The organism is Mesorhizobium sp. M0800, assembly GCF_040320095.1.
Taxonomy (GTDB): domain Bacteria; phylum Pseudomonadota; class Alphaproteobacteria; order Rhizobiales; family Rhizobiaceae; genus Mesorhizobium.
Window position 1 is genome coordinate 26,892 of sequence record NZ_JAMYOZ010000015.1, and the last position, 13,677, is coordinate 40,568.

Here is a 13,677-nt window from a genome sequence, read left to right on the forward strand (position 1 = left end):
CGACAAGACGATTTGGAGAACAGTCATGCGCGCCCAGCCAACGGCATCGCATTATGTCAACGGCCGCTATATCGACGACGAGCGCGGCGCAGCGCTGCCGGTTATCTATCCGGCAACCGGCGAGACCATCGCCATGCTGCGCTCGGCGACGCCGAACGTGCTGGAACTCGCGATCGAGGCCGCGCGTGCGGCACAGCCGGCCTGGGCGCGGCTGAAGCCGGTCGAGCGCGGCCGCATCCTGCGCCGCGCCGCCGACATTTTGCGCGCGCGCAATGCCGATCTGGCGCGCATCGAGACGCTGGATACCGGTAAGCCTATCCAGGAGACGCTGGTTGCGGACGCCCCGTCGGCGGCCGACTGCCTCGAGTATTTCGGCGGTGCCGTCACCGCCTTTAATGGCGAGGCCATCGATCTCGGCGGTCCCTTTGCCTATACCCGGCGCGAGGCGCTCGGCGTTTGCGTCGGCATCGGCGCCTGGAACTACCCGATCCAGATCGCCGGCTGGAAATCCGCTCCCGCGCTCGCCATGGGCAATGCGATGGTGTTCAAGCCGTCGGAGAACACGCCGCTTTCAGCGCTGGCGCTCGCCGAAATCTACACCGAGGCCGGGCTGCCCGACGGGCTGTTCAACGTCGTGCAGGGTTTTGGCGATGTCGGCGCCGGCCTTGTCGGCCACGATGTCGTCGCCAAGGTCTCGGTGACCGGCTCGGTGCCGACCGGCCGCAAAGTGCTGTCGCTCGCCGGCTCGAAGATGAAGCACGCGACGATGGAGCTCGGCGGCAAGTCGCCGCTGATCGTCTTCGAAGACGCCAACCTCGAAAACGCCATCGGCGGCGCGATGCTCGGCAATTTCTATTCGACCGGCCAGATCTGCTCCAACGGCACGCGGGTCTTCGTGCAGAGTAGCATCCATGACCGTTTCGTCGAGAGGCTGACCGAACGGACGAAGAAAATCCGCATCGGCGATCCGCTCGATCCGGACACGCAGATGGGGCCGCTGGTCTCGAAGGCGCAGCACGACAAGGTGGTCTCTTACATCGAGGCCGGCAAGCAGGATGGCGCGGTGCTCGCCTGCGGCGGCAACGTGCCTTCGCTGCAGGGTTTTCAGGGCGGCTTCTTCGTCGAGCCGACGGTGTTCACCGGTGTCGTCGACACGATGCGCATCGCCCGCGAGGAGATTTTCGGGCCGGTCATGAGCGTGCTGAAATTCGACAGCGAGGACGAGGTGATCGATCGCGCCAACGATACCGAATTCGGCCTCGCCGCCGGCGTGTTCACGCGCGACCTGGCGCGCGCCCATCGTGTCATCGCCGAACTGCAGGCCGGCATCTGCTGGATCAACGCCTACAATCTGACGCCGGTCGAAATCCCCTTCGGCGGCTTCAAGCAGTCCGGCATCGGCCGCGAGAATTCGCTCGCGGCACTGGCGCTTTATTCGCAGCTGAAGTCGGTCTACGTCGAGACGGGTGATGTCGCCAGCCCGTACTGATCCTTGGGCGCCGTGCCGTCCAGATACTGCGTCAGCGCGCAGACGAGATGATAGAAGATGCTGGCCGGCACCTCGCTCGCCAAGGAGCGGCCACGCTCGTCAATGCGGTCGATCCACAGGCCGAGCGGTGCCGGATTGATGTGCCAGCGGAACAGCCGGCCGACACGCGCCTCGATTTCCGGCTTCAGGTCGGGACCGCCCGAACCGTCCAGCGCGATCGCCGCCTTGATCGCTTCGGCCTGCGGCCAGCTGCGCGAGACGCGGTCGAGCGGCAGTCCTTGCCGCGACACGGCGCCGTAAGCGAGGCCCGTGGCGCGGTTCAGGCCATTGGCAATCGCCGACGCGTAAAGCTTCCGGGCAAGGCCGGTCAAGCCGCTCTGGCCGCTGCGCCCGGCGAAGTCAACCAGCAGCGAGGCCCATTCGAAATGATGGCCGGGTTCGGTCCACGTGCCCTTCCCGCCAGGGGCCGGCCGCCATTCATGGTCGAAATACTCACCCAGCGTCCAGCTTTCCGGGTCGAAGAAATGGCTGCGAAATAGATCGACGATGCGCGCGGCGCGACGAAGATAGGCGCGCTCGCCGGTCGCCTGATGCCAGGCCAGGAATGCCTCGAGCAGATGCATGTGCGGGTTGGAGCGGCGCTCGCCCTCGCCGCTCGAGGTCTCGCGGAAGCCGGTCAGGCGTTCGTCCTCGAGATGCGCGTCGATAAACGCAAAGGTCTCCTGGCCAAGCCGCAACGCATCGGGATTGCCGCACATATGGGCATGCGCCAGCGCCAGGAGCACGCAGGAATGGTCATAGGCATCCTCGGCGGCGTCGGCGACGGTGCCGTCGACGTTGAGCGTGCGTACCCAGCCGCCATTGTCGGTACGTCCGTGCCTAGCCATGAATTCGAGGCCGTGGCTGATCAGCCGATCGGCCGGGCCGTTCCAGCCGCGCGCCTTGGCGACGGCGAAGGCGTAGATCTGCCTGGCCTGCGTGCGCATGCGCTTGGGTTTCATCAGCGGGGCGGCATCGAAGCCGAGCGCCTCGTGGAACCCGCCGTGGCGCTCATCGACGCCGACCGTCGACCACAACGGCACCGTCTCCTCGAACAGCCAATGGTGCACGCGGCGCTGCCAGGCGCCGCTTTCGATGACGCGGTCGTCGGCGGGCGTGAACCTGGTCTCAAGGCGGCCGCTTTTTTCGAGCTGCTCGACGATCTTCTTGACGTTCTGGCTGTGACTGACCGGAGCAACGAAAGTGGCGTCGGCGGTCGACACGATGGCGACGTCCTTCAGGCCTATGGCCGACAGCAGGCGGCCGTCGCTGCGGATATAGGAGTTCTCGCAATCGATGGCGACGACATCGCCGACGATGACATTGCCCTGCGTGTCGGAGGGACCGACGTCGAGCAGCGATTGCCAGGAGCCGAGATCGTTCCAGCGAAAGCCGGCCGGCACCATGGCGATGCCGCTGGCGCGCTCCATGATCGCATAGTCGATCGATGTCGATGGGATGGCGGCATAGAGATCCAGAGGCATGTAGAGGCCGGAAAGATCCGATGTCGCAGCCTGGTAGGCAGCCTCTGTGGCACTCCAGATGTCGGGCTGGAAGGCCATGAACGCGTCGCGCATGGCACTGGCGCGAAACAGGAAGATGCCGGTGTTCCAGTAGAAATTGCCGGCCTCGAGATAGCTCTGCGCCGTGGCGAGATCGGGTTTTTCGACGAAACGCGAGACATCGCAGATGCCATCGCGCTCGCCGGCCACCTCGATGTAGCCGTAACCGGTCTCGGGTTGGGCGGGCTTGATGCCGAACACCACCAGCCTGCCTTGGCGCGCGGCCGCCGTGCCGGCCTCGATGCTCCGCCAGAATTGCTGTGGCGTCGCGATCTCATGATCGGACGGCACCACCAGCACCAGGCTGTCGCCGAATTCCGACAGCGTGCGCAGGCTTGCCAAGGCGACGGCCGCGGCGGTGTTGCGTCCGGTCGGCTCGAACAGCGGGCCGCCGCCGGAAAGCTCGTGACCGGCAATGTCGGCATGAACGCGGTCGGCATGCCTTTCCGAGGCAATCAGGAAAACCGGCGTTTCGCCTTCCGGCCGCGCGGTCAACCGGCGCAGCGTCTTGGCCAGCATTGAGCCGTCGCCCGAGAAATCATGGAACTGCTTGGGATTGTCCTCGCGCGACAACGGCCACAGCCGCGAGCCGACGCCGCCGCTCATCACAAAACTGACGATCCGTTCGGTCATGAAAACAAGCCTCGTGCTCAAAAGGTCTGATTGTAGGCGCCGACTTCGGGGCTGCGGCGCAGCACCGCATCGACGGCTTCGAACATCTGCCGGCGCCGTTCGGACGATACCGGGCTCTCCACCACCACCACAAGCTCCGGCTTGTTCGATGATGCGCGCACCAACCCCCAGGTACCATCCTCCGCCACGACCCTGACGCCGTTGACGGTGATCAGTTCGGCGATCTTCTGGCCGGCGAAGACCGCGCCGTCGTCCTTCATCTTGCGAAAGTCGCCTACGACGCGCTCGACGACGCCGTATTTGAGCTCGTCGGCGCAGTGTGGCGACATGGTCGGCGTGCCGAAGGTCAGCGGGAGATCGCGATAGAGGTCGGCCATGCTGCTTTGCGGGCTGCGATCCAGCATCTGGCATATGGCGATGGCCGTGATCAGGCCATCGTCATAGCCGCGGCCGATCGGCGGATTGAAGAAGAAATGGCCCGATTTTTCGAAACCGGCGGCGGCGCCGAGTTCGGCGACGCGCCGTTTGATATAGGAGTGACCGGTTTTCCAATAGTCGGTGACCGCGCCATTTTCCCGCAACACCTTGTCAGTCATGAACAATCCGGTCGACTTGACGTCGACGACGAAAGTCGAGCCGGGATAGAGGTGCGAAATGTCGCGTGCCAGCATGACGCCGACCTTGTCGGCGAAAATCTCGTTGCCTTCATTGTCCACCACGCCGCAGCGATCGCCGTCGCCGTCGAAGCCTAGCCCGACATCGGCGCCCGTTTCCAGCACCTTGTCGCGAATGGCGTGCAGCATCTGCATGTCTTCGGGGTTGGGATTGTAATTGGGGAACGTATGATCAAGCTCGACGTCGAGCGGGATCACCTCGCAGCCGATCCTTTCCAGTGCCTCGGGAGCGAAAGCCCCGGCGGTGCCGTTGCCGCAGGCGGCCACCACCTTGAGCTTCCTCGAGATACGCTTTCCCGCTGTCAGATCGTCAAGGTAGGTTTTGCGGAAGTCCGCAACGAAGTCATAGGAGCCGCCACCGACAAGATCGAAATCGCCGGAGAGCACGATCGCCTTCAACGCACTCATCTCCTCCGGACCAAAAGTCAGCGGGCGCGCCGCGCCCATTTTGACGCCGGTCCAGCCATTCTCGTTGTGCGAGGCAGTGACCATGGCAACGGACGGCGTGTCGAGCGCGAACTGGGCGAAATAAGCCATCGGCGACAGGGCAAGCCCGACATCCTTGACCCGTGCGCCGGCCGCCATCAGCCCGGAAACCAGGGCCAGCTTTATGGCAAGCGAATAGGAGCGGAAATCGTGACCGGTGACGATGTCGGGTCCGGCACCCAGGCGACGGATCAGCGTGCCGAGCCCCATGCCGAGCGCCTGGACGCCAATCAGATTGAGTTCCGGCGTTCCGTTCGAGCCGGGATGGCCGAACCACCAGCGCGCATCATATTCGCGAAATCCGGACGGCTTGATCAGCGCCGAGGTTTCAAACTCAAAAGTGTTTGGTCCGACATCGCTAATGATCTTCATCGACAAGGCTGCAAACTCCAGGCGGCTGAATCAGGTGCTTCGAGGCAAGTGGACGGTTACCCAGAAGCCCTTTAAGCCGTGTTTGTGCGACAGGAAACTGAAACCTGTATGACGTGGCGGCGAAAGCGAAAGAAATGCGACAGAAGCGCTGCCATTGGCGCTTGCAGTAACCAAACGCGGCGGCTATAAGCCCGCGGTCTGGTCACGGAGTGTAGCGCAGCCTGGTAGCGCACATCGTTCGGGACGATGGGGTCGCAGGTTCAAATCCTGCCACTCCGACCAGAAAAACAGCGGCTTAGCTGTTTTTGTTCCCGAAACAACCACCATCCGCCGCAGTTCTGACCAATCGCGCTATGCGCTCAGGCGAAATCGCGTCACGTCGATGGCCGCGGCCATCAGTGTCTGCGTATAGGTTGCCTGCGGATTGCTGAAGATCGCCTCGGCCGGTCCCTCCTCGACGATCTTGCCCTGCTTCATGACGATGATGTAGTCGGCCATGGCGCGCACGACGGCGAGATCGTGGCTGATGAACAGATAGGACAGCTCGTGGTCGGCCTGCAGCTTGCGTAGCAATTCGACGATCTGCTTCTGCACGGAGCGGTCCAGCGCCGAGGTCGGCTCGTCCAGCACCACCACTTTAGGCTTGAGTATCATGGCGCGCGCAATGGCGATGCGCTGCCGCTGACCGCCGGAGAATTCATGCGGATAGCGGTTGCGCGTGTTCGGGTCGAGCCCGACTTCGAGCAAGGCATCGACCGCGCGGAGATCGCGCTGCCTGCCCGACAGATTGGGCTCATGGACCAGAAGCCCCTCGGTGATGATCTGGCCGACGGTCATGCGTGGCGACAGCGAGCCGAACGGATCCTGGAAAACCAGCTGCAATTCGCGCCGCAGCGGCCTCATCGCCTGGCGGTCGGCGTGGGAAATGTCGCGGTCACCAAGCCGGATGATACCGTCGCTGGGCAGGAGCCGCAGCAAGGCGCGGCCGAGCGTCGATTTTCCCGAGCCGGATTCGCCGACGATGCCGATCGTCTGGTTGCGCTTCAGCCGTATCGAAATGCGATCGACGGCGCGCAGCAGCAGCGGCTCGCCGCCAAGAAATCCGCCGCCGATCTTGAAGGTCACCTCGACGTTTCTGCCTTCAAGCAGGACAGGGGCATTCGGAGGCGGCGGCGCCTTGGTGCCGGTCGGTTCGGCGGCAAGTAGCATCTTGGTGTAGCCGTGCTGCGGGTTGGCGAAGATCGCTTCCGCCTCGCCCTCCTCGACCACCTCGCCATAGCGCATCACATAGACCCGATCGGCAAAGCGCCGGACGATGCCGAGATCGTGGGTGATGAAGACGATCGCCATGCCGAGCTTGCGCTGCAATTCGGCGAGCAGCATGAGGATCTGCGCCTGGATGGTGACGTCGAGCGCGGTCGTCGGCTCGTCGGCGATCAGTATGTCGGGGTCGTTGGCCAGCGCCATGGCGATCATGACGCGCTGGCGCTGACCGCCCGACAACTCGTGCGGGTAGGATTTCATCCGCCGCTCCGGATCGGGAATATGGACCAGCCGCAGCAGCTTGAGCGCCTCCTCGCGCGCCGCGGCGGCGCCAAGTCCGCGATGCTTGCGGATCGGCTCGATCAGCTGGTTGCCGATCGAATAGAGCGGGTCTAGCGACGTCATCGGCTCCTGGAAGATCATGCTGATCTTGCGGCCGCGGATCTTGTTGAGCTCGGGTTTGCTCAAGGTCAAAAGATTGCGGCCGCGATAATCGACTGTGCCGCTGGCTTCGCCGTTCGAGGCGAGCAGGCTCATCGCCGCCATCATCGTCTGGCTCTTGCCGGAACCGGATTCGCCGACGACGGCGACGGTTTCGCCTGATTTGACGTGGATATTGATGCCCTTCACCGCCTCCACCACACCGTCGAGGGTGCGGAAGCGGACGCGAAGGTCCTTGACGCTGAGGATGGTATCGGAAGCAGCCATCTCAACGATCCTTCGGGTCGAGCGCATCGCGCAGCCCATCGCCGACGAAATTCAGCGCGAACAGCGTGGAGACGAGAAAGAAGGCCGGGAAAAGAAGCAGCCAGTTGGCCGAGCCGATGTTCTGGGCGCCAACCGAGATCAGCACGCCCCAGCTGGTCATCGGCTCCTGGACGCCAAGCCCGAGGAACGACAAAAAACTCTCCAGGATAATGACCTGCGGCACCAGCAGCGTCATGTAGATCACCACCGGCCCGAGCAAATTGGGGATCACATGGCGCAGCAGAATGCCTCGCTGGCCGACGCCCATCGCTTCCGCCGCCTGGACATATTCCTGCCGGCGGATCGACAGCGCTTGTCCGCGCACGATGCGCGCCATGTCGAGCCACAGCACCGCGCCGACCGCCAGGAACATCAGCACGAAGTTCCTGCCGAAGAACACCACCAGCATGATGACGAAGAAGATGAACGGCAAAGAATAAAGCACGTCGACGACACGCATCATCACCTCGTCGACCCTGCCGCCGGCAAGGCCGGCGGTGGCGCCGTAGAGCACGCCGATGACCACGGCCACAATGCCGGCAAGCAGGCCGATGGCCAGCGATATGCGCCCGGCCATCAGCGTTCGGGACAGGAGATCGCGACCGGTATTGTCGGTGCCGAACAGGAAATATTGCTGCTTGATCGAGGCACTCATCACCATTTCGAGACCGTCCGGCGATTTGCTCTCGATCTTTGTGTCATCAAAGGTATCGGAACGATCAAGGTAGCGAATGTTGCGGTCGTCGATCGGCTTGGACGATTTTGCGGTAACGAACACACGGCTGCCCTCCTGCCGCCACTCCTTGATGTCGACGCGCATACGCCTGATCGCCTCATCAAGAGCGCCTTCGATCATGTCGGCCTTCGGATAGGCGGAGAAGCTCGGCGGCGTACGGACATAGTCGGCATAGATGGTGGTGTATTGGTGCGGCACGAGATAGGGCCCAAACACGCTGATGACGGCGATGAAGGCAAGATAATAGAGGCTGAACATGGCCGCGCGATTGGCCTTGAGGCGCGCCCAGGCGTCGCCCCACAGGGACCGGCCGACGACCGGTGCGGCAACTGCAATATCAGTCATAGCGCACCCTCGGATCGACGACCCCATAGAGGACGTCGACGATCAGGTTGAAGACAATGGTGAAGAGCGCGATGACCACCACCGTCCCCATCACCAGCGTGTAGTCGCGGTTGAGTGCAGCAACGACAAAATGGCGGCCGATGCCCGGGATAGAGAAGATGGTCTCGACGATGACCGAGCCGGTGAGAAGGGCTGCGGCTGCCGGACCGGTGAAGGAGACGATCGGCAGGATGGCGCCGCGCAGCGCATGCTTGACGACGACCGACCAGTCGGACAGGCCGAGAGCGCGCGCGGTGCGGATGTGATGCGAGTGCAGCGATTCGATCATCGAGCCGCGCATCAATCGGGCGACGATGGCGATCTGCGGAAGAGCGAGCGTCAGCACCGGGCCGACCTTATTGATGAGGGCTCCATCGCCCCAGCCGCCGATCGGCAGCAGCTTCCAGGTCAATCCGAATGCAAGCTGGATCACCGGGGCGATGACGAAGGTTGGAATGGTGCTGCCGGCGGTCGCCAGCGCGATCACCGAATAGTCGGCAAGCTTGTTCTGGTTGAGCGCGGCAACACTGCCGAGCACGCTGCCGAGGAGCAGCGCCAGAATGAGCGCCGAAGCGCCGAGCTGGATTGAGATCGGCAGGCCCTCCTTGAACAACTCGCCGACGGTGAAATCCGGCATGTTGTAGCTGGGGCCGAAATTGCCGCGCAGAAGATTGCCGAGATAGTGGAGGTACTGCAACCAGAGCGGATCGTTGAGGCCGAACTGAGCTTCGAGATTGGCCCTGATCTCGGGGCTCAGGCCCCGCTCCTGGTTGAACGGGCCGCCCGGCGCGACGCGTATCAGGAAGAACGCCATGGTCACGATGACGAACAGCGTCGGAATGGCGGTCAGAAGCCGCCGGAATACGTAACGCAGCATCGGTGCCCCGCTTGATCCAGAACAACGCGCGTCCAGCTGGACGATTGCGCTCTAGCCTTCAAATCTTCGCATCGGCTTTCCGGAAATCGATCCGATTCACGGAGGTCCGATGCGACGGCAAGCCACCGCGCATTCGATGCGCGGTGGCCCGGCCAGGGATCAGTCCTTGCTGATGAAGCGGGACGGATGGATGTCCATCACATTGTCGTCGAAGCCATGCAACTTCGAGGAAACGATATCGTGGTAGCTGTAGTAGAGAAGCGGGATCTCGCCGACGTCATCGATGAGGATGCGCTCGGCCTCGGCGAGTTCCTTCATGCGTTCTGCAGGGTTGCCGCCGGCGGCCGCCGCCTTGTCCATCGCCGCCTCGTATTTTGGGCTGTTGTAGACCGAATAGTTGTTGCCGCTGGCTTTGCGGGAGATGCCGAGGAAGGTTTCGGGATCCTTGTAGTCGGCAATCCAGGCGGCGCGCGCCACGTCATAGTCACCCTTCTGCTCGAGGAAGGAGTAGTGGGTCTTGGTGTCGGTATTGAGGAGTGTGATCTCGACGCCAAGCGGCTTCAGCTGTTCCTGAATGGCGACCGCTGTGTTCTTGTGGTTCTCCGAAGTGTTGTAGCGGATCTGCATTTTCAGCGGATGCTCGGGTGTATAGCCGAGTTTCTCGAGGATCTTCTTGGCAGCGTCCTCGCGGTCGATCTGCGGCATGTCGGCGTATTTGGCCATTGCCGGCGTATAGCCCTCGATGCCGGGAGGCACCATGGAATAGCCGGGCAGCATCGAATTCTGCCAGACTTTCTCCGCCAGGAAGTCGCGATCGATCGCCATCGAGATGGCGTTGCGCAGCTCGACATTATCCCACGGCGCCTTATCGGTCTTGATCGCATAATAGTAGATGCCGAGATATGGCCCGACACGGACCTGGTCGCCGAATTTGGTCTTGAGATCGGCGAGTTGTTCGGTCGGCAGGTCGCCGTAACTGTCGAGTTCGCCCGCCTCGAAACGCTTCATCGCCGACGAGCGATCCTCGGTCGGGATGTAGTTGACGACGTCGAACTTGACGCTCGCGGCGTCCCAGAATTTCGGATTCTTGACCAGCTTCAAATGGTCGTTGGGAATCCACTCCGCCGCTGTAAAGGCCCCGTTGGAGACCAGCTTGCCTGCCTTGATCCAGTCGGCGCCAAGCTTTTCGATAGACGCCTTGTTAACAGGATAGGTCGCCTGATGGGTCAGCATCTCCAGGAAGTACGGCGTTGGCGCCTTCAGCGTGACTTCGAGGGTATTTGCGTCAATCGCCTTGACGCCCATATCCTCCGGCTTGCCCTTCTTGGTATTGACCTCCTCCGCATTCTTGACGGGATAGAGCATGGAAGCGTATTCGGCAGCGGTGGCCGGATCTTCCAGCCGACGGAAGGAATAGACGAAGTCGTCCGCCGTCACCGGGCTGCCATCCGACCAGAGGCCGTCCTTGCGCAGCTTGAAGGTGTAGACCTTGCCGTCGTCGGACACCGTCCAGCTTTCGGCGGCGCCCGGAATGAGGTTCGTCTTCTGGTCATGCATGACCAGTCCCTGGAACAGGTCGCGTATGATATCGGCTTCGTAGACCGTCGAGGTCTTGTGCGGATCGAGCGTCTCCGCTTCGGCGGCGGCTCCGCGGTTGTAGACGGTCTCGGCGAAAGCCGGCGTGTAGAACGTACCGGCGGCCAAGACCATGGTCGTGGCGAGTACCGTCGCCTTCAGCACATGTTTCAGCATGGAGTTCTCCCTAATGACGTCGCCCTTCGGCCACGTCTCTAAGTGTTGACGCCCCGAAACCGATTGGTTGGTTCCTTTCGAGCGCGCAGCCGGTTCCCTTTTCCGGCAGCTGGTGGCCAAACAGTAACGTGGAGATTTTTTATTTCAACAGACTCTCGGGGTCACCCAAAGTAAGGGGGCCGGGGCAGTCGTTTTGCGGGCGGCCAATCAATGGTCGAAACCATGAGTTTGACTGGGTTTCCCGGCCAGAACGCCGATCTGGGAAATAATCTGGCCGATCATTTCAGTTTACCGGAATGTATTAATTGGTTCTTAGGCAACCAAGGGTTACAAACTTCGATGGGATCGGCACATCGACCTTGGGTTCCAACGGGCAAGGGCAATGAACAAGATAGACAGTAATACTGTCGCATTGAAGCGTAAAATATTGCGCCAAGTACGGACGAATCTACGCAAAATTGGAGAAGAGTCCGGAACTTCCGCGGTCGAGTTCGCCCTGCTTTCCCCAATCTTTATCCTTCTTTTGCTCGGAATGGTTGCATATGGTATCTATTTTGGTGCAAGCAACTCCTTGCAGCAAATCGCCGCCGATGCCGCCCGCACCGCAATTGCCGGATTGAATCAAACCGAGCGCCAGGCGCTGGTGGCGAGTTTCGTCAAAAACAATGCCAGTGGATACCCGTTCGTCGATTCCGGCAAGCTGACCTATCAGGCGACGGACAGCACGGCCGACGGAAATCAGTTCGTCGTGTCGATCCAGTACGATGCCAGCAACCTGCCGATCTGGAACCTGTTGCCCAGCCTTGCGATGCCGCAAACCACGATCTCACGCAGGTCGACCATCAGGATTGGAGGCATTTGAAATGTCGCAGTTCTTGCTGAGGGGCATCGGGCGGATCGCTCGCTCGATGGTTGGCGACGAGAAGGCGAACTTTGCCGTCATGACGGCGCTGATAGCACCGTTCGCGCTGGGGTTGGCGGCCTTCGCTGTCGACGAAGGTTCGATCTACACGGAGCGCAGGGAAGCCCAGGCGATGACCGATCTGGCGGCGATCACCGCGGCGTCGAACATCAACAATATGGAAGCCGCGGCGGTAACCACGCTCAGTGACAACCGAATGCCCGGCATCATTGTTCAAAAGGCAGGTCAGACAATCGTTCCCACGGTTGGCAAAACCGTCGTGTCGGTCACCGGCGGCCGATACTCAGCGGCGTCCTCCGTTGGTGTCGACAAGCGCTTCGAAGCCGGCAAAACGCCTTACAACGCCGTTCGCGTCACTCTGCGAAAAATCCCCGCCCGGTATTTCGCCAGTTCGCTCATCCCTACTCCGGTTGTCGGCACCGAAGCCATTGCCAGTGTGACCCCGCAAGCGATGTTCTCGGTCGGGTCCAGGCTCCTCAGCGTCAATGGCGGCATCCTCAACGCGCTTCTCAGCAAGTTGCTGGGCGCCAACATTTCGCTCAGCGTCATGGACTACAACGCGCTGATCTCGGCCGATGTAAACGTGCTTTCGTTCGTCGATGCCCTTGCCGTACAGTTGCAACTGACAGGTGTCAGCTATTCCGACGTGCTGGCGTCAAAAGCGACGGTAGGCCAGATCGCGACCGCCATGGCCAATGCGTCCGGGTCGGGCAGCGCCAGCAAACTTGTGCTGCAGACGATCGCGTCGAGGGCCACCAACACAGTCAAGATACCCCTCAGTCATCTTATAGATCTTGGCTCGATCGGTAAGCTCGGCCTCGGACAAAAGTCTCCCGGCTTTTCCGTCGACGCAAGCGCGATGGGCATGCTGGGTGCCGCCGCCTCGCTGGCCAATGGCTCAAACCAGGTCCAGGTCGATCTCGGCGCCACTATTCCGGGACTTACCTCCACCACGCTCGCCATCGCCATCGGTGAGCCAATGCAATATTCACCCTGGCTGGCCGTCGGGGAAAAAGGCACCGTGGTGCGCACCGCGCAGACGCGCATCAAGCTGGTCACCACAGTGGGCATCGGCAATTCCAATCTCGGCGGCGGCATCAGCCTGCTGTCCGTCAACCTGCCTCTGCATGTCGAAGTCGCCTATGCGGAAGCCAAGCTGACCGACATCAGCTGCCCGACGGGCCGGCCGGATAGCATCAAGGTCTCGATCGCCGCGCAGCCTGGCGTGGCCTCGCTGCACCTTGCCACCAGCGACGCCGACAACAACCCATCGGCCTTCGCCGATTTCAGCAATCCGCAATCGTTCTCCGATGCCACGATTGCACAGGTAAGCGTAAAGCTTCTGCTGCTCACCCTCAATCTGCTCGATGTGAAGGGTTCGTCATCACTTGCCATCACCAACAACGATCCGACCGCATTGACGTTCGACAGCACCGATATCGCCAACAAGACGATAAAAACTGTCGCCACAAAAAACCTGACGCAATCACTCACGACATCGCTGGTCAGCGGCCTCTCGCTCTCGGTCAATGCACTGGGCCTCGGGCTGGACGTGACGGCCCTGCTCGGAACGGTTAAGCCGGCGGTGGTAACGGTTCTGAACGGCGTGACGGCGCCGGTCGACGAACTGGTCTATAACGTGCTTGCAGCTGTCGGCGTGCATGTCGGCGAGGCCGATGTGCGGGTTGTCGGCGCGACTTGCGGGCGCTCCGTGCTCGTTCAATGAGATAATGAAATAGAG

The 13,677-nt window shown here is 61.8% G+C and carries 9 protein-coding genes and 1 tRNA gene; 4 read left to right on the top strand and 6 right to left on the bottom strand.

Annotated elements, in window-relative coordinates; genetic code table 11:
* Window positions 1–25: 25 nt before the first annotated feature.
* Entirely contained in the window at window positions 26–1,489 is a 1,464-nt protein-coding gene (betB, locus tag NKI18_RS18530) for a betaine-aldehyde dehydrogenase (protein WP_352618575.1), read from the top strand.
* On the opposite strand, the gene NKI18_RS18535 is transcribed toward betB, so the two are convergent.
* Both NKI18_RS18535 and NKI18_RS18540 read right to left on the bottom strand, forming a co-directional pair.
* On the bottom strand, window positions 1,453–3,723 hold the full coding sequence (locus tag NKI18_RS18535) for an AGE family epimerase/isomerase (protein ID WP_352618578.1): 2,271 nt from the start codon (window positions 3,721–3,723) through the stop codon (window positions 1,453–1,455). The two genes, betB and NKI18_RS18535, sit on opposite strands and share 37 nt — an antisense overlap.
* Window positions 3,724–3,740: 17 nt before the next feature.
* Window positions 3,741–5,255: a phosphomannomutase/phosphoglucomutase gene (locus tag NKI18_RS18540; RefSeq protein WP_502900720.1), complete on the bottom strand. Its 1,515-nt coding sequence runs from the start codon at window positions 5,253–5,255 to the stop codon at window positions 3,741–3,743.
* A gap of 205 nt (window positions 5,256–5,460) precedes the next feature.
* Between NKI18_RS18540 and NKI18_RS18545 the strand changes: the two genes are divergently transcribed.
* Window positions 5,461–5,537, top strand: a tRNA-Pro gene (locus NKI18_RS18545).
* Window positions 5,538–5,606: 69 nt separating this feature from the next.
* On the opposite strand, the gene NKI18_RS18550 is transcribed toward NKI18_RS18545, so the two are convergent.
* The 4 genes from NKI18_RS18550 to NKI18_RS18565 all read right to left on the bottom strand — a co-directional run bounded on the left by NKI18_RS18550 (window position 5,607) and on the right by NKI18_RS18565 (window position 11,014).
* The gene (locus tag NKI18_RS18550; protein WP_352503453.1) at window positions 5,607–7,226 is read right to left on the bottom strand and encodes an ABC transporter ATP-binding protein; all 1,620 of its coding nucleotides are present in this window, start codon (window positions 7,224–7,226) and stop codon (window positions 5,607–5,609) included.
* A gap of 1 nt (window position 7,227) precedes the next feature.
* Window positions 7,228–8,346: an ABC transporter permease gene (locus NKI18_RS18555; protein WP_352618583.1), complete on the bottom strand. Its 1,119-nt coding sequence runs from the start codon at window positions 8,344–8,346 to the stop codon at window positions 7,228–7,230.
* Entirely contained in the window at window positions 8,339–9,262 is a 924-nt protein-coding gene (locus tag NKI18_RS18560; protein ID WP_352618586.1) for an ABC transporter permease subunit, read from the bottom strand. Before NKI18_RS18560 ends, NKI18_RS18555 begins: the two co-directional genes overlap by 8 nt.
* A 159-nt stretch (window positions 9,263–9,421) precedes the next feature.
* Window positions 9,422–11,014, bottom strand: a complete 1,593-nt coding sequence (locus NKI18_RS18565) for a peptide ABC transporter substrate-binding protein (protein WP_352569899.1) — start codon at window positions 11,012–11,014, stop codon at window positions 9,422–9,424.
* A gap of 382 nt (window positions 11,015–11,396) precedes the next feature.
* On the opposite strand from NKI18_RS18565, the gene NKI18_RS18570 reads away from it, so the two are divergent.
* Together NKI18_RS18570 and NKI18_RS18575 are read left to right on the top strand one after the other, a co-directional pair.
* Window positions 11,397–11,876 (top strand): TadE family protein, encoded by a 480-nt coding sequence (locus NKI18_RS18570; RefSeq protein WP_352618589.1) that lies wholly within the window; start codon window positions 11,397–11,399, stop codon window positions 11,874–11,876.
* Between the two features lies 1 nt (window position 11,877).
* Complete coding sequence (locus NKI18_RS18575) at window positions 11,878–13,662, top strand: pilus assembly protein TadG-related protein (protein WP_352618592.1); 1,785 nt, start codon at window positions 11,878–11,880, stop codon at window positions 13,660–13,662.
* The last annotated feature ends 15 nt before the right edge of the window (window positions 13,663–13,677 follow it).

Excerpts from the sequence above, each read along its gene's own strand:
- NKI18_RS18560 (WP_352618586.1), bottom strand. The coding sequence starts at position 9,262 with ATGCTGCGTTACGTATTCCGGCGGCTTCTGACCGCCATTCCGACGCTG.
- NKI18_RS18570 (WP_352618589.1), top strand. The coding sequence starts at position 11,397 with ATGAACAAGATAGACAGTAATACTGTCGCATTGAAGCGTAAAATATTG.
- NKI18_RS18555 (WP_352618583.1), bottom strand. The coding sequence starts at position 8,346 with ATGACTGATATTGCAGTTGCCGCACCGGTCGTCGGCCGGTCCCTGTGG.
- betB (WP_352618575.1), top strand. The coding sequence starts at position 26 with ATGCGCGCCCAGCCAACGGCATCGCATTATGTCAACGGCCGCTATATC.
- NKI18_RS18540 (WP_502900720.1), bottom strand. The coding sequence starts at position 5,255 with ATGAAGATCATTAGCGATGTCGGACCAAACACTTTTGAGTTTGAAACC.
- NKI18_RS18535 (WP_352618578.1), bottom strand. The coding sequence starts at position 3,723 with ATGACCGAACGGATCGTCAGTTTTGTGATGAGCGGCGGCGTCGGCTCG.
- NKI18_RS18565 (WP_352569899.1), bottom strand. The coding sequence starts at position 11,014 with ATGCTGAAACATGTGCTGAAGGCGACGGTACTCGCCACGACCATGGTC.
- NKI18_RS18575 (WP_352618592.1), top strand. The coding sequence starts at position 11,878 with ATGTCGCAGTTCTTGCTGAGGGGCATCGGGCGGATCGCTCGCTCGATG.
- NKI18_RS18550 (WP_352503453.1), bottom strand. The coding sequence starts at position 7,226 with ATGGCTGCTTCCGATACCATCCTCAGCGTCAAGGACCTTCGCGTCCGC.